The following is a 23,311-nucleotide window of genomic DNA, read 5'->3' as shown; positions in this document are numbered from 1 at the left end:
TTATCCTCTATTTCTTAATTGGTAAGTAGATAGAAAATTCTGTGTGCCCCGGCCAACTGGTAAATTCTATTTTGCCGGAATGTTGGTCTATTAAATTGCGAGCAATGGATAGGCCAAGACCTGTTCCACCTTCATGGGCGCTGACCATTGGGTAAAACAAGGTGTCCTGAATTTGTGGCGGGATACCTGGCCCGTTATCTTCCACGTCAATTCTGGCAGCCAGACGATAGCGCTTACCATGCAAGGTAATTTGAAAAGCAGTACGAGTGCGAAGGGTAATAGTCCCTCCCTGTTTTCCTAGCGCTTGCAAGGCATTACGGGTGATATTCAGTAGCACCTGTTCAATTTGATCAGGGTAGTGGGCCAGTTCTGGCAAACTGGGATCGTAATCTTTTACCAGTGTGACGTTATCCGGCATTTCCAGTGAGACTAACTGAGACACCCGTTCAGCGACATAATGAATGCTTTGTTTAATTCGTTCACCCGGATGCTGTGGGCCAAGCAATCTGTCTACCAGATGGCGTAATCGGTCGGCTTGTTCAATAATCACTTGGGTGTATTCCTGCAACGCAGGGTCAGGCAGTGCTTTTGACAGTAATTGCGCGGCTCCCCTCAATCCACCAAGGGGGTTTTTGATTTCGTGCGCCAGCCCCCGAACCAATTCCCGTGCGGCTATCTGCTGAGCTTGTTGTACCTGCTCTTGGCTTAACCGGCGTTGACTGTCCATAGGCGCCAGTTCCAGCAAGATGAACTGCTCGGAAATCGGTTGGGCACTGAGCGACATAATGTGAAAGCGGTTATCAACCACTAACGTTACTTCGTTATCAGTAAAACTCTGGCCGCTGACCAGACTAGAGCGCATCAATTCTGTATTCAGTGAGAAATAACTAAACAGTACCGGAAGAGGTGTACCGAATAGTTTACGGGCACTCTGAGCAAATAATTGTAGTGCTGCATGGTTGGCATAACGGATGACGAGATCCGTATCCAGCACCAATACACTGTTAATGAGTGAATTTAATATTTGCCCGCTGTCGGGCAGATTTTCCGTTTTCATCCACACTCCTGCACCTTTTTGGTGCACTTTATCATGTTCGAGCATGAAACCCAGTCAAAGCCTGAAATTTAGATAGCAGGAAAAGGGCCCATCCGAAGATGGGCTAAAGGTTTCACGGCAACAAAAAATGATCAGCGGAAACGGCGCTGCTAATTACACACTGTAATAGAGTTCAAACTCCAGTGGATGCGGTGTCAGACGGACACGTTCTATTTCACTGTTTTTCAAGTCAATATAAGCATCAATGGCGTCATCGGTGAATACACCGCCACGGGTCAAGAATTCACGATCGGCATCCAATGCCGCCAATGCGTCCTCTAGAGAAGAAGCGACAGTAGGGATCTCTTTGGCTTCTTCCGGTGGCAGGTCATACAGGTTTTTATCCATCGCATCGCCCGGATGGATTTTGTTGATGATGCCGTCAAGGCCAGCCATCAACTGAGCAGCGAATGCTAGATAAGGGTTAGCCGCCGGATCAGGGAAACGTATTTCAATACGGCGAGCTTTAGTGCTGGCAACAACGGGAATACGGATAGACGCCGAACGGTTACGGGCGGAGTAAGCCAACATCACTGGGGCTTCATAGCCCGGAACCAGACGTTTATAAGAGTTGGTTGTCGGGTTGGTAAACGCGTTCAGTGCACGGGCATGTTTGATAATACCGCCAATGTAGAACAACGCTAGTTCGGACAAACCACCGTATTTGTCACCGGCAAACAAGTTAGTGCCGTTTTTGGACAGAGACATATGGCAGTGCATACCCGAGCCATTATCGCCGACCAGAGGTTTTGGCATAAAGGTGGCGGTCTTGCCGAAATTGTGCGCGACATTATGTACGACGTATTTGTAAATCTGGGTTTCGTCAGCTTTTTTGGTCATGGTGTTAAAGCGGGTCGCGATTTCATTTTGACCCGCTGTTCCCACTTCATGATGGTGAGCTTCCACAACCAACCCCATCTCTTCCATTGTCAGGCACATCGCTGAACGTAAATCCTGAGAAGAATCAACGGGAGGCAGCGGAGCATAACCGCCTTTTACCGCAGGCCGATGGCCTTTGTTGCCGCCTTCGTACTGCGTCCCGGAATTCCATGCAGCTTCGATATCATCGATGTGATAGTAAGAATGGGACATGGCACTACTGAAGCGTACGTCATCAAACAGGAAAAACTCAGGTTCTGGTCCGCACAGGACAGTATCTGCAATGCCGCTTGAACGCAGGAAGTTTTCAGCACGTTTGGAGATGGAACGGGGATCGCGGTCGTAGCCTTGCATAGTGCCTGGTTCCAGAATGTCACAACGTAAAATAAGTGTGGCATCGTCAAAGAAGGGATCAAGCATGGCGGTGCTGGTATCTGGCATTAGCACCATGTCGGATTCGTTAATCCCTTTCCAACCGCTAATTGAAGATCCGTCAAACATTTTGCCATCTTCAAAGAAGTCTGCATTAACCTGATGAGCAGGGATGGTCATATGTTGTTCTTTGCCTTTGGTATCAGTGAAACGCAGATCGATAAACTTCACCTGATGCTCTTCAATCATGGTTAAAACATGTTCAACGGACATACTCGGTTTCTCCTGGTTTGTGTTGGTCTTGATAAAATTGTCGTGATTAAGACTAAAAGAAAACACAATCACATCGTTTTACCTTAACAAGGCTATTTATACGTTTGCAATCACGAAAAACGTTTGCGAAAAGCATGCCAACTTTTTAACACCTTGCAATATACTGTATCGTGGGTATCCCGGTGATGGGATACCGGAATATTTGGAGAAATTGCACTGTATTGGTGCAACCATATAACTGAGACGCACAATATTAGTGCGTTTATGTCAAAAATGCGTCTATTTATGGGCGTGAAAGGGATCACAATTTCATTGTTATCAAGTTGTTAAGCATAGATTATTGTGATCCTGTTTAGTCCTTCGACCAATGTGTGTACAATAGCGCGCCATTTCTATAAATGCCTGAGGCAAAGTTTGTGATCGAAAAATTGCGTAATATCGCCATTATCGCGCACGTTGACCACGGTAAAACGACCCTGGTTGACAAGCTGCTGCAACAATCCGGTACTTTCGGTGACCGTGCGACAGCGACAGAGCGTGTGATGGATTCCAATGATTTGGAGAAAGAGCGTGGAATTACTATCCTCGCAAAAAATACCGCCATTAAATGGAATGACTACCGTATTAATATCGTAGACACTCCGGGACATGCCGATTTCGGCGGTGAAGTAGAACGTGTTATGTCTATGGTCGACAGCGTATTATTGCTGGTCGATGCTATGGACGGGCCAATGCCTCAGACCCGTTTTGTGACACAGAAAGCGTTCGCTCATGGTTTGAAACCGATTGTGGTCATTAACAAAGTTGACCGTCCTGGCGCCCGCCCTGATTGGGTTGTGGATCAGGTGTTTGACCTGTTTGTTAACCTGGGCGCCACTGATGAACAACTGGATTTCCCTATTATCTATGCATCGGCATTGATGGGAATTGCCGGTATTGATCATGAAGATATGGCGGAAGATATGACGCCGTTGTATCAGGCGATTGTCGATCATGTAGAGCCGCCGAAAGTTGACCTGAATGGCGCATTCCAGATGCAGATTTCTCAGCTTGACTATAATAACTATGTTGGTGTTATCGGCATTGGGCGTATCAAGCGCGGTACTGTTAAGCCAAACCAGAACGTCACGATTATTGATGGCGAGGGTAAAACCCGGAACGGTAAAATCGGTAAGGTACTGGGCCACTTAGGGCTGGAGCGTATCGAGAGTGAGCAAGCGGAAGCGGGCGATATCGTTGCGATTACCGGTCTGGGTGAGCTGAATATTTCCGATACGCTGTGTGATACGAATGCTGTTGAAGCACTGCCGCCGCTGGCGGTTGATGAGCCGACGGTGAGCATGTATTTCTGTGTTAACACCTCTCCTTTCTGTGGCCGTGAAGGCAAATATGTCACCTCACGCCAAATCCTTGAGCGTTTGAAGAAAGAGCTGGTTCACAATGTCGCCCTGCGTGTTGAAGAGACAGAAGATCCGGATGCGTTCCGTGTTTCTGGCCGTGGTGAATTACACTTATCTGTTCTGATTGAGAACATGCGCCGTGAAGGTTTTGAACTGGCGGTATCCCGTCCGAAAGTTATCTTCCGTGAGATCGATGGTCGCAAGCAAGAACCTTTCGAGCAGGTGACGCTGGATATTGAAGAGCAGCATCAGGGAGATGTGATGCAGGCGTTGGGTGAGCGTAAAGCGGATCTGCGCGATATGCTGCCAGACGGTAAAGGCCGTGTGCGCCTTGATTATGTTATTCCAAGCCGTGGTCTGATTGGCTTCCGTACTGAGTTCCTGACGATGACCTCTGGTACCGGTCTGCTGTATGCGACATTCAGCCACTATGATGATATTCGCGCGGGTGAAATCGGTCGCCGTCAGAACGGCGTGATGATTTCCAATGGTCAAGGTAAAGCGGTTGCTTATGCACTTTACAGCTTACAGGATCGCGGTAAATTGTTCCTTGGTCATGGCGCGGAAGTGTATGAAGGTCAGGTGATCGGTATTCATTCTCGTTCTAATGACCTGACAGTTAACTGTCTGACAGGTAAGAAACTGACTAACGTCCGTGCATCTGGTACTGACGAAGCGACAACCTTGTCTCCACATATTAAGAAAACCCTGGAGCAGGCTCTGGAGTTTATTGATGATGACGAGCTGGTGGAAGTGACTCCTGTGTCTATTCGCCTGCGTAAACGCCATCTGACGGAAAATGAACGCCGTCGTGCGTATCGCAGTAAAGAAGCATAATCTTTCCTGTAATACCCATGCTTAGGGCGCCGATGGCGCCCTGAGTTTTTTTAACAAACGAATTATTTACCGAGCAATTGATAGAACGTTGGGTTGTCATCACACTGCCCACCGCCACACTCCAAAATGGTGGAGATTAAATTTGCGGTAATTAATATGACAAATAATCCGATGATAATCTGACCGATAACAGACGTTTTTTGTTTTGCTTCGGTTGTTTTCTCCAGGCTTTTCAATATCAGCATGACGGATATGCCGATAATCGCGATAACTGAGCAAATAAGGGCCCAAGTATAGAAATGTATACCAAAAAGGGCGGAACCATAACCGAGATCACCGGGGGTGATATGTAAAAACACTTGTCGGATCGCAACAATGCCAGTCACGATACAGCCAAGCAGTGACAAGGCATAATGTGCGCTTTTGATACCAAAACACAGATTAAACAGGAAACCAAACCCTATCATGATCATGCCCGCTCGCTGTAGCAGACACAATGGACAAGGGAGTTCTGAAAGGACCAATTGATAATAGAAGGCAAGGGTTAGAACAGCACTGATAGCAAATAACCCAATGAGGTTAAATATCATGCCGTAGCTGATCTGTTGTTTTGTTGCTAATACCTGATTCATCAGATTGTCTCCCGTTAAAAAGATAGATTTAACGAATCAGTTGCATGATGGATAAACCAAGCTACAGTCGTCACCAAAAGAAGACCCCACAGGGTATAACTGGTTTTATACTTTCCATATAAGGTGGTGATAGCCGCAAATAATGCGAGTAAAAAAGGTAAAAACATATACATGGTTGATTCTCCAGTTTTCTACAAACATTCAAGACCTTTCCCCGTATTCAGGGTAGGGAATTCATCAAGCTCAGTTTAGGATCGTTTACTTCGATACAAGCGACCAATTATCCAAAGGCAAGTTGTCCATTAATGGGTGTCACTCTCTTTGGTATCGCATTTGAAAACGTACAAACCTACATTTATTAAAGCATGGTATTCGAACGGTGTATAATTTAACCCACTATTCGTAGTGTGCTGCTAATAACAATTGTAGTCAATCTTATTTATGTCTGCCACTATTCAGTAGGATCTGCGTGATTATCATTTGGCGAGAGTTTCGATGAGTTGTTTTTTATTTAATAGTTAAGCAGGAAACGATTAGAAACAACGAATCGTACCTTTGCCTGGAAACTTCCTAATTTAACGACTATTCATAGATTTGCTTTTAAAGGGCTTAAACTATCCAATTTTCTACAATTAACCCTCTACCCAGATGAATTCTTTTTCATTGTTTGCCACTATTTTTGTCACTATTTAGTGGGCATTAAGCTTTCATAAAGAAGCTATCCCAGACATTCTCTATGGGGAAATGATACTTTCTTCACTCATTTTTCTGGTCGTAACACTTAAACTGTCAATATTCATGTGATGTTTCGTCTGATATTTGCGGGAGGAGTAAATGTTTTTTGTCACGATAAATGGAGATCGGCAATTAAAACCCCTCGACTTTTTATCGTGAGGGGCGGTTGTGATATTTAATATCTTCTTGGGTTTTTACTCATTTAATGCTTCGGCGTTTATATTATCGGAAGCCGATTGAGAGCGGATTTTCACAAAGAAAGCAATTGTGACAACCGCCATTGCTGCCAGTCCGATAACAACGGAGATATTCCAGTTTAGCGCAAAACCTTCTGGCGCAAATGCCAGATAGGTGAAGCACACTGCGGTCATAAACATGGCAGGCAGGGTGGTAATCCAATGGAATTTATTGCGACGCAGCAACCATGCTGAGGCAGCCCATAGCATGACCATTGCTGTGGTTTGATTTGCCCAGCCAAAGTAACGCCAGATAATATTGAAGTCAGTTTTGGTGATCAGATAGCCGACAATAAACATTGGCACACTTAATAACAGGCGTTTAGCCATTTGTTGCTGAGGAATATTCAAGAATTCAGCAATAATCAGCCGGGCGGAACGGAACGCGGTATCGCCAGAAGTAATGGGTAAAATCACTACGCCGAGGATTGCCAGAATACCGCCGACAGTACCTAACAGAGAAGTTGACACTTCGTGAACAACCAGAGAGGCCGTACCCTGATCAATCACGGCTTGCAACGCGTTAGTATCTTCATAGAAACTCAGGCCCAATGTACACCAGATCAGTGCGATAATACCTTCGCCAATCATTGCGCCGTAGAAAACGAAGCGACCATTTTTTTCATTTTGCATACAGCGTGCCATCAGCGGAGACTGAGTGGCGTGGAAACCTGAAATAGCGCCACAGGCAATCGTGACGAACAGCAATGGCCAAATAGGCAGATCTTTCGGGTTAAAGTTAGTGGTGAAATCCAATCCTTGAGAATAGAAAGGCTTGTCGCTCATCGCTAAACCGACCATCAGCGCGACAGACATAAACAGCAGCAATGCACCAAACAGTGGGTAAAGGCGACCAATGATTTTATCAATAGGAACCAGCGTTGCGAGAATATAGTAAGCAAAGATAATACCGACCCAGATAGCAATGTTATCCCAACCCATTGCCTCTTTCAGCAAGTTATTCAGTAAGCCGGCTGGACTCAAAACAAAGACGACGCCAACTAGCATCAGCAGAATAACAGCAAATATATTCATGAAATGCTTCATGGTTTTGCCCAGTTCGTTACCAACGATAACGGGCACGGATGCGCCGCGGGCACGCACACTGAGCATACCGGAGAAGTAATCGTGTACGGCACCGGCAAAGATACAGCCGAATACAATCCACAGCATAGCGAGCGGGCCATAGAGGGCGCCAAGAATTGGACCGAAAATAGGGCCAACGCCAGCGATATTCAGTAACTGAATTAACCAAACTTTTGGGGTGGACATAGCCACATAATCAACACCATCAGCCATAGAAAGAGCGGGGGTTTTTCTTTCTGGCCGAATAGTGAATATCTTTTCGACAATTTTGCCGTATATGAAATATCCAGCCAGAAGAAGGCCGATACAGAGGAGGAACCACAACATAAATATAACACCTTACTCGACTTTTTTAATCTGGGTGCTACTTTATCGTTTCGTAAGAAAAATACCGTGAAGTGATTCGCTTTTTACTGGTCCGTACTGTTTTCTAATTGAAAATACGATTAAAGTAAAAAGTTATTAATTAGCCAGGGGGTAATTATGTTATATATCTTCGATATGGGTAATGTGATTATTGAGATTGATTTTAAAAGAGTTTTAGCGGTATGGAGTAATTTGAGCGGGACACCTCTTGCGACTTTGACTAAAAGTTTCTCTATGGGAGAAACGTTTGAAAAACATGAGCGTGGTCAAATTACTGATCTGGAATTCGCTGATACTTTATGTCAGGAAATGAATATTTCACTCAGTTTTGAGCAGTTTGCTACGGGATGGCATGCTATCTTTATTGATATTCGGCCTGAAATCATTCAAATAATGAAGAAATTACGTGAAGCGGGACACCGGGTTGTGGTGTTATCCAACACCAACCGTTTACACCTGGATTACTGGCCGCATAATTATCCTGAAATTGCGGCATCCGCTGATTATCTCTATTTGTCGCAGGATTTGGCAATGCGTAAGCCTGAACCCGATATTTTCAAATATGTGCTTCAGACAGAAGGTTTTTCACCGGATCAAACCGTGTTTTTTGACGATGTGCTGGAAAATGTGGAAGCAGCCAGGGCGTTAGGGATCAATAGTGTTCATGTTGTTGATAGGCAGACCGTGCCGGATTATTTCGAAGCAAGCGGTTTTTCTGAACAAAATGAAGGATTGAATGGATAATATACCCTATGGATTTCAAGATGGATCGCGACGGCAAGGGAGCGAATCCCCGGGAGCATAGATAACTATGTGACCGGGGTGAGTGAGTGCAGCCAACAAAGAGGCGACTTGAAAGATGACGGGTATAGAAGATAGTGTGCTGATGCGACTATCTAAATAAAGGAAAAATATGATCGCGTTAATCCAGCGGGTAACACAGGCAAATGTTGTTGTTAAGAACGAAGTCGTTGGGGAAATTGGTCACGGCCTGCTGGTGTTGCTAGGCGTTGAGAAAGGAGATGATCAACAGAAGGCAAAACGGTTGTGTGAGAAGGTGATAGGATATCGGATATTCAGTGATGAACAGGACAAAATGAACTTGAATATCCAACAAATCGGAGGCAGTTTGCTAGTTGTTTCTCAGTTTACACTGGCTGCCGATACTCAAAAGGGCATGCGACCCAGTTTTTCTGGCGGCGCCGCCCCAGATAAGGCCGATGAATTATATCGCTATTTTGTTGAACAATGCCGCCAAAGTGGTGTAAAAACAGAAATCGGGCGGTTTGCTGCCGATATGAAAGTCAGCCTGACAAACGATGGGCCAGTCACTTTCTGGTTGCAGGTCTAGCAACCAAAAATAGCCAGTAGAACGCAACCATCCCCGATTAAACATCATGAGCAAAAGAAAGGGGCAGTTTCTATGTATCATCTGCGAGTACCTGAAACAGAACAAGAACTGGAAGCATATTATCGATTTCGTTGGGAAATGCTGCGTAAACCATTGCATCAGCCTGTAGGCTCTGAGAAAGATGGTTATGACACGATGGCTCATCACCAGATGGTGGTGGATGAGAAAGGTAATCCGGTGGCGGTAGGGCGTTTATATATCAATGCGGATAGTGAAGGGGCAATCCGCTTTCTGGCAGTGCATCCTAACGTGCAAGGTAGAGGGTTAGGAAAATTAATTGCAATGGCTTTGGAATCTGTTGCCCGTCAGGAAGGTGTTAAACGGGTCGTGTGCAGTGCTCGTGAACATGCGGTGGAGTTTTTCAGTAAATTGGGGTTTGAAAACCGTGGGCCAATTACTAGCCCGCAAACAACCCCGGTTCGCCATTTTCTGATGATAAAGCCGGTCGCGACACTGGATGATATTCTTCATCGGCCAGATTGGTGCAACGAACTGCAACAAGCTTGGTACAAACATATTCCCCTCAGTGAAAAAATGGGGGTACGCATTTCTCAATATACCGGTCAGAGCTTTATTACCACCATGCCGGAAGCCGGGAATCAAAATCCTCACCAAACTATCTTTGCCGGCAGTCTGTTTTCTCTGGCAACCCTGACCGGTTGGGGATTGATCTGGCTGTTGTTACAGGAACGTCAACTAGGTGGTGATATCATTCTGGCTGATGCCGATATCCGTTACAAAAAACCGGTTATCGGCAGGCCAAAATCTGTTGCTGATCTTAAAAATATGAGCGGCGATTTGGCTCGTCTGGCGCAAGGCAGTAAAGCGAGAGTGAAGTTGGATGTGATTGTCAGCGGTGATCAGGGAATCGGTGCGGTATTTACTGGCACTTATATGGTATTGCCGAATGCTTATACGGCTATCGCTTAGATTTTTCAGTGGCATTAGATATGCCACTGGTGGTATTTCTTATATCATCAGTAGCAATAATAAGAGTCGTTTTTATAAAATTAAGCTTCGTTGAGTACACGCAGCATAAAGTCATCAAGTTCACTGCGGAAATTGGCTATATTGCTCCATTGATATTGCGCATGTTCAGGCGAAAGCTTAACTTCACCTGTGCATTTGACATTAAAATTTACCTGGAGGCATCGAGCCTCCTTAATAGAATATTCCACCGCGCTGAGAAAACCAATAACATCATCAAGCAGTAGTCCGGTCTCCTCTTCTATTTCGCGAGATAGTGCTTGTAATAGATTTTCTCCTTTTTCTACACCGCCGGAAGGAATTTCCCAGAGATTTGGCGGCGATTCATCAGTCGCTCGTTGTAAGAACAGAATATTGCCATTTTGATCTCTGATGATGCCGCCGACAACAATACGGTCATAATTTTGCAGCGTGTTTTCAATAGATTCAGGCAGTATACACATGATTTATTGTACCTTATCACAACTTCAATGGGTAAAATTTAATTGCGTTTTTAACATATCAATATTAATACGGTTTTTCGGCTGATACTGATCGGAGATTTTATTAATGGATTGAAATAGGAAATAACTATTATAAGATTGAATCGGGCACATATGTACCCGAATATTCGTTACTATAGCTTAACAACCGGACAGGTTTCACAGTTTGGTATGGATATTTGCCCCTTATTAATAATTTGAGTTTCGCTGCCTGACTGTTTATTCGTGGCAGTCAATGAACCATCGATAGTACTTTTAATATCATCAGCAGCAAGATCTCCCTGTATTAACAGCGTGAAATTGCCTTTACCCTGTAATTTCAACGGCACCCACCGCCATTGAGGCAAAATCGCTAAATCTGCATTTATCCCCCGGAAATCTAACGTGAATGGCTTCTGTACCTGTTGATCTACTGTGCCTTTCACTTTCAGCAATCCATCATCAACGGAAGCATCTAATTGGTCGATGATCAGTTTATTTCCCTCTGTATGTAATTTAAGGTAAGGGCGACGTAATTCAACTTTGTTAAATGTTGCGCTGGTGGCACTGAGATTTGAAGAACCACGCCAGATCCCCCATTTCCCTTCTTTCAGTAACTCCATGTCATAGATATAACCGCTGAGAGCGGTAAGCTGGAATGGAAAATCGGGGTTAATATCAATCAACAAGCTGTTATTAATCGTCAGCTCGTTAATGGAAAATCCGGATATCCATTCAGGCAATGATTTTTTCAACAACTGATGCCAGTTTTGCGGCAAGGTATAAATTAAACCGGCAACCGTTGCATTGGCGATGTTGAATTGCTTTGTTTGGTGATTCCATTGTCCTTTGACGTGGAATAATCCCTTTTCCCAACGGGAAGTGAGATTAGAAATAGTGAGTTCATTGCCTGCGAGAAGAAGGTGACCAATAACATCGGTGAAATGGAGATCATTTAGCGTCGTATCCATGACATTGAAATCAATGATGCCCTCTTTTGCTTGCCAGCGTCCGTTAGCCAAACCGACATTTTTGACTGAGGCATCCAGATAATTAGCAGACCAGTTTTTACCTTCCAGCTTGGCATTAGTCAGGCTGAGATCTTTGATGCTGACTGCGGGTAATGTGTTCGCTTTTAGCAATAACTCTTCAAGTGCCATTGGCGTTTGCCAACGAATATTGCTGATAAGTAAATTGCCCCACTGCCAGCTACCATCAGGCCGGCGTTGCCCATTACCCGATATCGAACCTTGTGCCAATGTTGCACCAAATGAACGAATAGTCAGGGTATTTTGCTGGTTATCTCCTCGCATAATGACTTTTTCAAGAGAAATATCATTGAAATTCAGTTTGTCAGCACTGAATTGGAATTCCCCATTCCCTGTCAGCTTATTTGATGGTGGGTTCCAGGGGGTGATACCGCCGGTGATGTTTTGCCCTTGAATTTGCCAGTCCGCATTTTCTGACTGAATAGTCATCTGATTAAGTTGCAGAATATTGGCGCTAAAAGGGAGCGATTGTGGCTGGCCTTTGATGGTTAATTGGCCCTGTTGCAATAACAGACGCTGAAAATGACGTGGGGAAGTGAGTTGCTGCCAGTTGAAATCGAATGCGGCAACTTGAGCCGCTAAAATGAAAGTCTGTTGCTGATTGCTAATGGCAATATTGGAAAATGCCAAAGTGCCCGGCTGTGACCAGCTATGTTCGATATTGCCGATTTGAACCTGATAACGGCTGTGATGACTCAGCCATTGACTGATCTGATGCGCTCCCCAGTTTGTCTGCATCATGACATAAACAGCGATTACGGCCAGGATTAGCAGTAATAACAGAGTAACCAGCGATTTTCTTAACCATCTCATCATCAGACTCCAATTTAATCGGCTTATAGCTTCCTTTTATGCCGTAATTTTGGCGTTCACTCAAGAGATGGTGAATAAAAGTTATGAGCGAGGAGAAATTATTATTTGTAACATTTGTATAATTTAACAATAGAAATACCAATAAGTCACTATGCTGGTTGTTATTTCTAATAATTTCAGGGTATGAAATGAGGGGAATAATAAATTATTTGTTATCGTTTTATTCTATTAAAATAAACTTAAGAGATTAATCTTTGTTTAATTGTATTTTAATTTTCATGCTAAGTTTTTATTATTAGTAACTTATAGTGTTTGTATGAATTTGTTAATAATTATATTGTGTGATTAATATAGTAATTAAATCTATATTTTCTTGCATGACAATATAGCCAATGACATCTGAATGAATTAATGTATTAATGGATGGCTATAAATGGAATAATGATGTTTTTTCGTCATTCCTTTCTATTCCTTTCTCAATTTGATTGATGCTTGAAATAACACTACATAGTTTATTTTCACCCATCTTCCGGCAAATAAGTAATGTAAGGGATCTTCTATGTCAGAAAACATGAAACAAAAATCGTCGAATGGAGGTAGTATCCGCACAACCCGCCCACTTACAGGAAAGGAATTTCTGGATGGGCTAAACGATGGTCGGGAAGTCTGGGCTTATGGTGAACGCATTCAGAATGTTGCCAACCATCCTGCTTTCCAAAATCCAGCCCGCGCTATTGCGAAACTTTACGATGCTTTGCACGATCCTGCTCATCGTGATGTACTGACTACGGCTACAGATACGGGAAGTGTTGGTGTGACACATCCCTTTTTCCGTATACCGCACTCACAGCAGGATTTAATTGCTGATCGTGATGCTATCGCCGCATGGGCCCGCATGAGTTATGGTTGGTTGGGTAGAAGCCCTGATTATAAGGCTTCGTTTCTTACCTCACTTGGCGTAAGACCGGATATTTATGGTGATTTTGCTGATAATGCAAGAAACTGGTATATCCGCTCACAAGAAAACGTGTATTACTGGAATCACTCGATTATTAATCCGCCAATAGATCGTCATTTATCACCTGATGAAATTGGTGATATTTGTGTTCATGTTGAAAAAGAGTGTGATGATGGATTAATTGTCAGCGGCGCTAAAGTTGTTGCCACGGGATCGGCGATGTGCCATTACAACTTTATCGGTCATTACGGTTTACCAATCAAGAAACGGGAATTTGCGTTGGTCTTTACTGTGCCGATGAATTCGCCAGGAGTGAAATTAATTTGTCGTCCTTCTTACTCAATGGCGGCAGATAAAATGGGCAGTCCTTTTGATTATCCGCTCTCGTCCCGATTTGATGAGAACGATACGATAATGATTCTGGATAAAGTAAAGGTTCCTTGGGAAAACGTATTTATCTATGGGGATATAGATAAAGTTTCGTTATTTTTTGCTGAATCGGGTTTTTTTCATCGGGCTATGTTGCATGGTGTAACCCGATTGGCGGTTAAACTTGATTTTATTTCTGGATTGCTCCTTAAGGGTGTTGAAGCCACAGGTACGAAGGATTTTCGTGGCGTGCAAACACGGATTGGTGAAGTATTGTCATGGCGTAATCTGTTTTGGGCGCTCGGTGATGCGATGATTAAATCTCCGGAGCCTTGGGGTGAAGATGCCCTATTGCCTCGATACGAGTATGGGATAGCTTATCGTTGGTTTATGACGCAGGGTTACCCGAAGGTAAAAGAAATTATTGAACAGGATCTGGGCAGTGCCTTGATTTATATTAACTCTCATGCCCGCGATTTTTCCAACCCCGAACTGTCTCCTTATCTTGATAAATACATGCGTGGCTCCAATGGTTACAGCGCAGTTGAGCGAGTCAAGCTCATGAAACTAATTTGGGACTCTATTGGTACGGAATTCGCTAACAGGCATGAATTATACGAGCTAAATTATGCCGGCAACCATGAAATTACCAGACTTGATGTATTATGGGCTTCTCAAGCCTCGGGCTTGGTGGATCAATTGAAAGGGTTTGCTGAGCAGTGTATGAGTGAATACGATCTTGATGGTTGGGTTGGTAACGATTTTATTTGGCCTTCTAACTATTAATAGGTAGTAGGCGATAAATCATCATCACGCGCGATGATGAAATATATACCCTATGGATTTCAAGATGGATCGCGACGGCAAGGGAGCGAATCCCCGGAGCATAGATAACTATGTGACCGGGGTGAGAGAGCGCAGCCAACAAAGAGGCAACTTGAAAGATAACGGGTATACGTGCGTGATGAATTGATGATGTATAACCCGATATCAGATTATTAGAGAGATTGTTTTTCCTGAGGAAACACCAGATTAAGAGTGATCGCTGTCAAACCACCGGCGGCAATACCGGAAGAGAGTAACGTTTTCAGCCAGTCTGGAGCGAACTGTAAAATTAGCGGTTGTTGGGCAACGCCCATACCAACCGCTAAAGATAGCGCGATAATCATAATTGCCCGGCGGTTAAGCGCCTCTCTGGAAACGATACGGATACCAGACGCGGCAATCGTACCGAACATCACGATAGTGGCGCCGCCCAATACCGGCTCAGGGATCTGTTGCACAAATCCTGCCACCGCAGGAAATAAACCTAACAGCGTCAACATTAGCGCCACGGCATAACCTACACGGCGGCTGGCGACGCCGGTTAATTGGATAACCCCGTTATTCTGCCCAAAACAAGAATTTGGAAAGGTATTAAATACGGCGGAAAGCATAGAATTTAGACCATTAGCTAAAACACCGCCTTTAATACGCTTCATATATAGAGGGCCGCTGACCGGTTGTTCAGAAACATCAGACGTCGCGGTAATATCGCCGATGGTTTCCAGTGAAGTCACCATAAAAATTAGCATCAACGGGATAAGCAGATTCCAGTCAAAGGAAAGACCATAATAGAGTGGCGCGGGAATTGTCATGAGTGAACTATTTTCCTGTACCGTTGCTGGCGGCAGCATACCCATTAGCCAGGCGACAACATAACCGACCGCCATTGCAATCACCAGAGAAGCGACACGCAGATAAGGATTACGCTGGCGGTTCAACAAAACAATGACTGCCAACACAACACCAGCCAGAAACAGATTCTCTGGAGAGCCAAAAGTGTGATTTTCGATAGCAGAGAATCCACCGCCGATAGAGGTCAATCCAACCTGAATCAGAGACAAACCGATAATCATCACCACAACACCGGAAACCAACGGGGTGATAATTCTCCGGGCCAGATGCAATATGCGGGATAACAGAATTTCGGTAACGGATGCCGCCATCAAAGTACCGAATAACGCTGCCATCATGGTAGGAATGTCGGCCCCGCCGTTTTTTAATGCCAGCCCGCCCATAATCAATGGGGAAACAAAGTTAAAACTGGTCCCTTGGATGGAAAGCAAACCAGAACCGACAGGCCCCCAAGTTCGAATCTGAATTAATGATGCCAATCCTGAAGCAAACAGAGACATACTGATAATCCGCTGCGTATCGTGAGCAGGCAACCCTAGCGCTTGGCAGATCAAGATTGCTGGCGTGATGACCGCGACAAACATTGCCAGTAAATGCTGACAGGCAGCAAACAACGTTTGTGGCAATGGTGGCCGATCTTCTAAGCGATAAATCAATTCACTAGTTGGTTTTTTCGGGGGTATTGTTGCCGCTTGTTCGGGGGATGAGCTAAGCATGGTGTGAAATTCCGGACTGACAAAGAACGCATTTTAATGATCAATTGTGTAAAAGCAATCGTTTGCTTAAAAATCCTGTTAGCTGCTGTGATTCGCTCTGGTCACATTTTTATATGTTTTAACTTGTGTTTGTTGCAGATTTTTTTTCTAATCCAGCGTTGCCTGCTTTTGGCGTTCTCTAAAGGATGAGTATAACGTCGTAATAACTTACATAATTTTAACAATATAGCTGGGGTACATAGATGTATCATCTTGATGTTTATGGCACGCTCGTTGCGTCTGCATTAGTACTATTACTTGGACGCAAACTTGTACAATCAGTCCCATTTCTTGAAAAATACACCATTCCTGAACCTGTCGCGGGTGGCCTGTTAGTTGCTCTGATTCTTTTAGCGGTTAAACAAACAACAGGCTGGGAAATCAACTTTGATTTATCTCTTAAAGACCCTTTGATGTTAACTTTCTTCGCCACTATCGGCTTGAATGCCAATCTTGCCAGCCTGAGAGCGGGTGGTAAGGTCCTGTTCACGTTTGTTTTCGTCGTTGTTGGCTTGCTGCTGGTTCAGAACACGGTGGGTATCGCTCTGGCTGAACTGTTAGGTCTGGACCCATTAATGGGCCTGTTGGCGGGTTCTGTTACGCTGTCTGGCGGTCACGGTACAGGCGCAGCTTGGGGTAAGCTGTTTAGTGAGCGTTATGGTTTTGAAAATGCAACAGAAGTGGCGATGGCTTGTGCGACTTTCGGTTTAGTACTGGGTGGTTTGATTGGTGGCCCGGTCGCGCGTTTCCTGGTGAGAAATACAAAAACTCCGGGATTAAGGGGCGATGATACCGAAGTGCCGACGGCATTTGAAAAACCTTATACCGGGCGGATGATCACAGCGTTAGTGATGCTGGAGACGATCGCACTGATTGCTATCTGTTTGATGGCTGGTAATTTTGTGTCTGAATTTCTGCAAGGTACATGGTTTGAATTACCGACGTTCGTCTGTGTGTTATTTATCGGGGTTATCCTCAGTAACAGTCTGTCGGTGCTAGGTTTTTACCGAGTTTTTGACCGAGCGGTGTCTGTACTGGGTAACGTGAGCCTTTCCCTATTTCTGGCAATGGCGTTAATGAGCCTGAAATTGTGGCAGATGGCATCGCTGGCATTACCGATGCTGGTCATTCTCACCATCCAGGCTATCGTGATGGCGCTGTATGCAATTTTTGTCACCTATCGGGTGATGGGTAAAAACTATGATGCAGCGGTTCTGGCGGCGGGTCACTGTGGTTTCGGTTTAGGAGCGACACCTACCGCTATTGCGAACATGCAGGCGATTACTGATCGCTTTGGGCCATCCCATGTGGCGTTTCTGGTGGTGCCGATGGTCGGGGCATTCTTTATCGATATCGTTAACGCGATTGTGATTAAACTCTATCTGCTACTGCCGGTATTCCCTGCTGTGTAGGGATAAATTAGCAAGGTACTGCGCCAGCTATGTAGTTGGTGCAGTATTGTCTTTGTGTTCTGCTGTAATGCATAATTCAAATTTTCCACTACTGTTCAATTTTGTTACTAATGTAATTGAGGCGATAACTATGACGGTAGTAGGGGAAATATTTTTGCAGAATACCTAACTTTACTTTGGTTGTTTTTCTGAATTTATCGTCAATTTTTGGAATATTTTATCCAAATGTTCTGCCAAAGAATTTCCCTGTACACTAACGAGCATTAAGGATTGTGTTGCTCCTGTTTCCAGAAGAGGAATCGCTACCAAGCCGTGGGCAATTTTCGCGACACTGGCAGGTAGGATTGCTACACCAAGGTTAGCGGAAACAAAGCAAATCATATTGGCAATATTGGGCACTTCAAGAAAATGTGATAGTGAAAAGCCCGTCTTTTCTGATAATGACTCTATTTGGCGCCGTAAAAAAGTCCTGTGACTGGCTGGTTGTAAAAGCAATCGTTCTCCTTGTAGTTCATGAAGTTTAACTCCTTTTGCAGAGGCTAGAAAGTGCCCCTCAGGTAGTAGCACATAAAGTGGTTCCATTCCTAAATAAAGAATCCTTAACCCTTTAACCGATTCATTACTTAAATCAGCTCTAAGTATTGCTGCATCAATATTCCTTGAGCGTAAAGCGGTCAAATGCGTAAATGCATTACCTTCGCAGAGCTGCAATTCAAGCTTGGGGCGCTCCTTCAGCAAAACAGATAAAGCAGAGGTTAAAGCAGATGAAAAGATTGAACTGGCAGAATATCCGACGCGCAAGACACCAATTTCCCCAACTTTTGCTTGTTTGGCTCTATTGATACTACGTTGGGCGGCGGCCAAAACATCCAGAGCTTCATCTAAAAAAACCTCACCTGCTTTGGTTAATTGGACACCGTGAGTATTGCGGTGAAAAAGTTTCACATTCAAAGACGATTCAAGGGATTTAATACTTTGGCTGAGAGGGGGTTGTGTGATATGCAAGCGTTCCGCTGCACGTCGAAAATTTAAAGTTTCCGCTACGGCGACAAAATAACGTAATTGCTTAAGTTCCAACGCCTAACTCCTTTGATTATTCTGGCTTGAGAGTAAACTTATCTTGTTCTCGGTTTTACCCTTATTCTTACGTTTTGGCTATCACCGTGATTGAATATTAGACTTTCCGATTTTAAATGATCTCATATAGATTGTTCCCATCATTGATTTCATTTTATTCAATAAACTATGCGATTACTTCGACTTATCTCTTCATATTAAAATTATTTGTAATAAGGAGTATTAAAGTGAAAGATCAAGATTGGCACCCAGCGGATATCATCGCAGCATTGAAAAAACGGGGAACATCATTAGCGGCAGTTTCAAGAGAGGCTGGATTAGCATCATCTACTTTTGCTAATACCCTGCAACGCCGCTGGCCCAAAGGTCAGAAACTTATTGCTGCTGCTTTGGAGTGTGATCCCGCCGAGATATGGCCTTCAAGGTACGTAGATAATTGGTTGTAAATCCCAATGGAATAATTCATTGTTAAGAATGGAAACCAGAGGTTATTTGTGAATTCTTAAGGGATGTTGATAAGCCTGAGAACCATATAGAAATGCAGCTTGAGGAAGACAGCGCGATCTTTGTGAATAACCATGAATTATTACACTATCGCAGTAGCTTTATTGATTATCAACGGCATTTAATGAGAATTTGGATAAAAGTGTAAGTTGTTAACGAGTATCTGGGTTTGCCGAATTAACACAGATACTTGTTTAATCTGTGATTACTCCTTTCGAATAGTGTATTTTATCGTGTTGTCTCTGAAGTGAATCCGCTTTAGAGTTTTTTACATTCAAGATTGTGAATTAGAGTTTGGCAATGATGAAGCTTTTCAACACGTTGGGATTTTGTTGGGACAGATCTTTAGTTCCTCTTATTGTTCCGATTCATTCTATTGAGCGGGTATGCTTTCGTTTTCACCGGATGCTACCGGAGTTTGTTTGGGATGCCAGCGTGCTTGAAAGCAATCCTTTTACTTTCCCAGAAGTGAAGACATTATTGGATGGTGTCACTGTCGGTGGTAGAAAAGTTTCTGATCAGGAGCAAGTACTGAATCTCGCGGAAAGTGCCAAGCGCCTGTTATCTCTGGTGGAAAAAGGTCAATTTGAGTTGACCAAGGCTACGTTTACTGAACTTCATAGTATAGTTGCTCGCAATGAAGTCTTGGAGTGGGGAACATTTCGCGGGGAAGGCCGAGAGATAAACTACACTCCAGATGTCGGATTAGGTGAATATGGTCGGCATATTCCGTTACCTACCGTATCAGGCGCGTCAGAATTGAACCGCGTTTTTCAAGAAGGTATTGCTTCACTAGATGAGTGTCAGCCTTTCGAAAAGGGGATTACATTCTTCCTTTTTGGTGCGTTACAGAAATTCTTTTTTGACGGTAATAAACGTACTTCCCGTTTCATGATGAACGGTATTTTGATGTAAAACGGTATAGACGCCATCAGCGTGCCTGCGGCGAAAATACATGAGTTCAACGAAAAGATGGTCCGCTTCTACCGGAGCAAAGATGCCACTGAGATGATGGCGTTCCTAGTGGATTGTCACCCGGATGCAGAGCAAATTCGAGCGGCGAATACACGAAATTAGCGATCACTGCGCTTGGACTGTTTGGGATTCGTCCCGATATGTTTTCAATCATACATTATCATCATGTATGAGTTCAGGTAATCAACGGCTAAAGCCAACTTTCTCAGGGCTGTTATAAACAGCCCTTTCTGTCTAATTATGGGTATTCCTCAGCGCTTTCATCATTAAACATGATGCGGGTGCTGTACTGGCGTAAACAGGCTCGTTAGACGAGTTAAATCTATTTCCTGTTTAGCTTGCGCCAGGCTATGCGCTTCCTGGAGTCTCAGCCACATTTCCGGCGTACTGCCGATCACGTTGGCTAAACGCACCGCCATTCTTGGCGTTACCGCTGCGCTACCTTCAACCACACGCCCAATAGTTGACGGAGAGACATCAAGCGCACGTGCAAGCACTCTAAGACTAATATTTAAATGCTTCATCTCGTCAGAGATGTAGCGCCCCGGATGGGGCGGCATATAATTATTGTTTGCGCCCTATTGCGTTACGAGAGGCGTTATAACGCATATCGAGTGTCGCGCAACAATCTTTTTTGCGTAAAGCCGCCTTTGTCGAATTTGTCAAAATATTGGTGAGATTTGCCATGACGCAATGGATAGAAAAATATGTCTCCACCCCCTAAAGCGTGTTTTGAAAGACTTAATTCTTAAGATCCTATATATGATAAGAATAATAGTTTCCACAAAACATATCATAGGTGTTTTATATTTATCTTATTTCCTCATATTTATCCAAAAATCAACCAGCATTAAAAAATTATATCTAATTCATCGCTAACGCATTAATATAAATAACGTTTCATAATTCTGCCATACACAACCTTATTAACCCATTGTTATACATGGAATTATGAATGATATAAACGTAGAGCTATTTTGGAATATTATTTATAACAAGAGAAAAACTTTCAGTAATTATTAATTCGTACTAAATAATATATTTCTTCGATAAATAGAGTATTTTGGCCTTTAGCTAAGGATAACAACATGAAAGATAACGCTTTATATGACCCTATTGCACATCTTTACGAGAGCTTTTCAGATGCTACTGACCATATCAAAGTAGAAATCAGAACTATCTTCGATCTGGCAGGGGATATACACGGGAAATCAGTGTTGGATTTAGCCTGTGGATATGGCCTCTTTAGTCGAGAATACAGAAATCGTGGCGCGTCGAAAGTCATTGGAGTCGATATATCAGAAAACATGATAGCGATTGCGAAAAGCAAATCACAACAATACGGTGACGATATCGAATTTCACGTAAGAAATGTCTGCAAGATGGAGTCGGAGTCATTTGGCAAATTTGACATAGTTAATGCAGCCTGGTTATTTTGCCATGCAGAATCTCTTGAAGACCTTGAAACTATGTTCCGTGTCATTGCCGCTCATCTCAAGCCTTCCGGTAAACTAATTGCGTATACCTTTGAACCTGATTATCGATTAGAGAAAGGGAATTATGAGAATTATTGTATAAAAGTTTTGAGTGAAGAGCCGGTGAAAGACACCACTCTCGTGAAAGCTGAATTTCTTACCACACCCCCTAGCCCTTTCACTATGTATCGTTGGAGTCGTGAACAATATCAAGCAGCGATCCAAAAGGCAGGGTTCAAACAATTTAGATGGCAAAAACCCATGTTGTTAGAAAGCGATATTGAGGCTCATTCCCCAGGTTTTTGGGATGATTATCAACGAAATTGCCTTGATACCGCTCTTGTTTGTCAGTTTTAACAAAATAATCCCCGAGATCTGTTGTCTTTCTTATACAAATCCCCCGATGAAAATCGAGGGATTTTTTTGAATTTCCCTCGTTCTGCAAAACAATTCTTCCTGACCTCCAGCCGGGATTCAGGTTTCTGAGGAAAACGGCGCTCGGGTAACTCAGTACGCCAAAATAAAGATCCTCACTGCGATCACGACCGGGGGATGGGTGACGATCAAGAATTTCCGTCATAGTCACACGTAACGAAGTTGAATAAGCTTCCGCGACATTCGCCCGCATCGGCGCATAGAATAGAGTTTGATTGCACGAATATGCTCTCTGGCTTTCTTCGTAAACCGGACACTTATCCGTGACTGCTCCCCGCCGTAAAAACGGCGAGGCTTCCCACTTCTCAGGCCGCCACCGTCTTTATGACGGATTTACGCTGGCCTCCGTGGGCAGAAACGACGAGTCCCGCCGCCTGTAATTCCTGTATGCCCTTGCGCTCGATGTTGAGCGCCGCGTTGATATCACGATCATGTTCGACACCACAGCAAGGACATGGCCAGAGCCGCTTACGCAGCGGCATTTCCAGCATTTTGTGACCGCAACAGTGACAGGTTTTCGAACTGGCGAACCACTGATCCAGTTTGACCAGATGGACGCCTGCCGCTGCGGCTTTGTATTCCAGTTTCTTGATGAAGCCATGCCAGCCCGCATCGCCGATAGCGCGAGCCAGCCTGGGATTCTTCATCATGTTGGCCGATTTCAGCGTCTCAACAATTATCGCTTGGTTTTCGTCAACCATTGAACGAGACAGTTTGTGTTGAAAATCGGCGCGGGCATTCGCTACCCGCTCGTGTACGGCGGCAAGCCTCTGTCGTGCTTTACGGCGGTTGGCGCCGCCTTTTTGTTTCCGGGAGAGGGCCTTCTGTTTACGCCTCAGATTACGGCCGGCATTGATAAGATGACGGGGATTAGCCATCTTATCTCCGCTGGATTTGACAGCGTAGTGAGATAGTCCCATATCCAAACCTGTCATCTGGGTTATCAAAGCGGGCTTCGCGGGCGCGGCCAGGCCGTCATCACAGAGTATCGAGGCGTAGTATTTACCGGTGGCTGAACGGCTCAGCGTAATGCTTTTCACC

At 44.2% G+C, this 23,311-nt stretch carries 21 protein-coding genes; 10 read left to right on the top strand and 11 right to left on the bottom strand.

Features of this window, described 5'->3' with window-relative positions; translation table 11 throughout:
- Window positions 1–7: 7 nt before the first annotated feature.
- Both glnL and glnA read right to left on the bottom strand, forming a co-directional pair.
- Entirely contained in the window at window positions 8–1,057 is a 1,050-nt protein-coding gene (glnL, locus tag EAE93_RS11960) for a nitrogen regulation protein NR(II) (RefSeq protein ID WP_046396383.1), read from the bottom strand.
- Window positions 1,058–1,210: 153 nt separating this feature from the next.
- Window positions 1,211–2,620, bottom strand: coding sequence for a glutamate--ammonia ligase (gene glnA, locus EAE93_RS11955; RefSeq protein WP_036778441.1), 1,410 nt, complete (start codon window positions 2,618–2,620; stop codon window positions 1,211–1,213).
- A 398-nt stretch (window positions 2,621–3,018) separates the two neighbouring features.
- Between glnA and typA the strand changes: the two genes are divergently transcribed.
- Entirely contained in the window at window positions 3,019–4,857 is a 1,839-nt protein-coding gene (gene typA, locus EAE93_RS11950; RefSeq protein WP_040151299.1) for a ribosome-dependent GTPase TypA, read from the top strand.
- A 62-nt stretch (window positions 4,858–4,919) separates the two neighbouring features.
- On the opposite strand, the gene EAE93_RS11945 is transcribed toward typA, so the two are convergent.
- From EAE93_RS11945 to EAE93_RS11940, 3 genes are all read right to left on the bottom strand, one after another.
- A complete protein-coding gene (locus tag EAE93_RS11945) occupies window positions 4,920–5,489 on the bottom strand; it encodes a disulfide bond formation protein B (protein WP_036778436.1) in 570 nt (189 codons plus the stop codon).
- Window positions 5,490–5,503: 14 nt separating this feature from the next.
- Window positions 5,504–5,656 carry a DUF5993 family protein gene (locus EAE93_RS24535; RefSeq protein ID WP_036778468.1) on the bottom strand — a complete coding sequence of 51 codons (153 nt, stop codon included), beginning with the start codon at window positions 5,654–5,656 and terminating at the stop codon, window positions 5,504–5,506.
- A 762-nt stretch (window positions 5,657–6,418) separates the two neighbouring features.
- Complete coding sequence (locus EAE93_RS11940) at window positions 6,419–7,873, bottom strand: carbon starvation CstA family protein (protein WP_105397653.1); 1,455 nt, start codon at window positions 7,871–7,873, stop codon at window positions 6,419–6,421.
- A gap of 156 nt (window positions 7,874–8,029) precedes the next feature.
- Between EAE93_RS11940 and yihX the strand changes: the two genes are divergently transcribed.
- The 3 genes from yihX to fabY all read left to right on the top strand — a co-directional run bounded on the left by yihX (window position 8,030) and on the right by fabY (window position 10,253).
- On the top strand, window positions 8,030–8,656 hold the full coding sequence (gene yihX / locus EAE93_RS11935; RefSeq protein ID WP_036813763.1) for a glucose-1-phosphatase: 627 nt from the start codon (window positions 8,030–8,032) through the stop codon (window positions 8,654–8,656).
- Window positions 8,657–8,825: 169 nt separating this feature from the next.
- A complete protein-coding gene (gene dtd, locus EAE93_RS11930) occupies window positions 8,826–9,263 on the top strand; it encodes a D-aminoacyl-tRNA deacylase (RefSeq protein WP_036778428.1) in 438 nt (145 codons plus the stop codon).
- 72 nt (window positions 9,264–9,335) lie between these two features.
- The gene (gene fabY, locus EAE93_RS11925) at window positions 9,336–10,253 is read left to right on the top strand and encodes a fatty acid biosynthesis protein FabY (protein ID WP_036813768.1); all 918 of its coding nucleotides are present in this window, start codon (window positions 9,336–9,338) and stop codon (window positions 10,251–10,253) included.
- A gap of 80 nt (window positions 10,254–10,333) precedes the next feature.
- On the opposite strand, the gene EAE93_RS11920 is transcribed toward fabY, so the two are convergent.
- Complete coding sequence (locus EAE93_RS11920) at window positions 10,334–10,753, bottom strand: NUDIX domain-containing protein (protein ID WP_250151003.1); 420 nt, start codon at window positions 10,751–10,753, stop codon at window positions 10,334–10,336.
- Window positions 10,754–10,926: 173 nt separating this feature from the next.
- On the bottom strand, window positions 10,927–12,633 hold the full coding sequence (locus EAE93_RS11915; protein WP_214039744.1) for an AsmA family protein: 1,707 nt from the start codon (window positions 12,631–12,633) through the stop codon (window positions 10,927–10,929).
- Between the two features lie 571 nt (window positions 12,634–13,204).
- On the opposite strand from EAE93_RS11915, the gene EAE93_RS11910 reads away from it, so the two are divergent.
- On the top strand, window positions 13,205–14,746 hold the full coding sequence (locus EAE93_RS11910; RefSeq protein ID WP_415186289.1) for a 4-hydroxyphenylacetate 3-hydroxylase family protein: 1,542 nt from the start codon (window positions 13,205–13,207) through the stop codon (window positions 14,744–14,746).
- Between the two features lie 212 nt (window positions 14,747–14,958).
- Here the strand turns inward: EAE93_RS11910 and EAE93_RS11905 are convergent, their stop codons facing one another.
- Entirely contained in the window at window positions 14,959–16,353 is a 1,395-nt protein-coding gene (locus EAE93_RS11905) for a uracil-xanthine permease family protein (RefSeq protein ID WP_214039743.1), read from the bottom strand.
- Between the two features lie 242 nt (window positions 16,354–16,595).
- Between EAE93_RS11905 and gltS the strand changes: the two genes are divergently transcribed.
- The gene (gene gltS / locus EAE93_RS11900; protein ID WP_040151290.1) at window positions 16,596–17,804 is read left to right on the top strand and encodes a sodium/glutamate symporter; all 1,209 of its coding nucleotides are present in this window, start codon (window positions 16,596–16,598) and stop codon (window positions 17,802–17,804) included.
- Between the two features lie 171 nt (window positions 17,805–17,975).
- On the opposite strand, the gene EAE93_RS11895 is transcribed toward gltS, so the two are convergent.
- A complete protein-coding gene (locus tag EAE93_RS11895; protein WP_214039742.1) occupies window positions 17,976–18,881 on the bottom strand; it encodes a LysR family transcriptional regulator in 906 nt (301 codons plus the stop codon).
- A 227-nt stretch (window positions 18,882–19,108) separates the two neighbouring features.
- Here EAE93_RS11895 and xreR2 point away from each other — a divergent pair, with 227 nt between their 5' ends.
- From xreR2 to EAE93_RS11880, 3 genes are all read left to right on the top strand, one after another.
- Window positions 19,109–19,327: a cell morphology transcriptional regulator XreR2 gene (gene xreR2 / locus EAE93_RS11890; RefSeq protein ID WP_214039741.1), complete on the top strand. Its 219-nt coding sequence runs from the start codon at window positions 19,109–19,111 to the stop codon at window positions 19,325–19,327.
- A gap of 44 nt (window positions 19,328–19,371) precedes the next feature.
- The gene (locus tag EAE93_RS25545; protein ID WP_415186288.1) at window positions 19,372–19,533 is read left to right on the top strand and encodes a TauD/TfdA family dioxygenase; all 162 of its coding nucleotides are present in this window, start codon (window positions 19,372–19,374) and stop codon (window positions 19,531–19,533) included.
- A 152-nt stretch (window positions 19,534–19,685) separates the two neighbouring features.
- The gene (locus EAE93_RS11880; protein ID WP_415186287.1) at window positions 19,686–20,300 is read left to right on the top strand and encodes a Fic family protein; all 615 of its coding nucleotides are present in this window, start codon (window positions 19,686–19,688) and stop codon (window positions 20,298–20,300) included.
- 326 nt (window positions 20,301–20,626) lie between these two features.
- Here the strand turns inward: EAE93_RS11880 and EAE93_RS11875 are convergent, their stop codons facing one another.
- Window positions 20,627–20,920 carry a HigA family addiction module antitoxin gene (locus tag EAE93_RS11875; protein ID WP_214039740.1) on the bottom strand — a complete coding sequence of 98 codons (294 nt, stop codon included), beginning with the start codon at window positions 20,918–20,920 and terminating at the stop codon, window positions 20,627–20,629.
- 528 nt (window positions 20,921–21,448) lie between these two features.
- On the opposite strand from EAE93_RS11875, the gene EAE93_RS11870 reads away from it, so the two are divergent.
- On the top strand, window positions 21,449–22,192 hold the full coding sequence (locus tag EAE93_RS11870) for a class I SAM-dependent DNA methyltransferase (RefSeq protein ID WP_214039739.1): 744 nt from the start codon (window positions 21,449–21,451) through the stop codon (window positions 22,190–22,192).
- A gap of 383 nt (window positions 22,193–22,575) precedes the next feature.
- On the opposite strand, the gene EAE93_RS11865 is transcribed toward EAE93_RS11870, so the two are convergent.
- Window positions 22,576–23,311: RNA-guided endonuclease InsQ/TnpB family protein (locus EAE93_RS11865; protein WP_214039738.1), on the bottom strand; the 736-nt coding region annotated here is incomplete at its 5' end.

This window comes from Photorhabdus akhurstii, from assembly GCF_018448925.1.
Lineage (GTDB): Bacteria > Pseudomonadota > Gammaproteobacteria > Enterobacterales > Enterobacteriaceae > Photorhabdus > Photorhabdus akhurstii.
The sequence above is the reverse complement of the archived record's forward strand: the minus strand, read 5'-3'. Positions and strand labels throughout refer to the sequence as shown.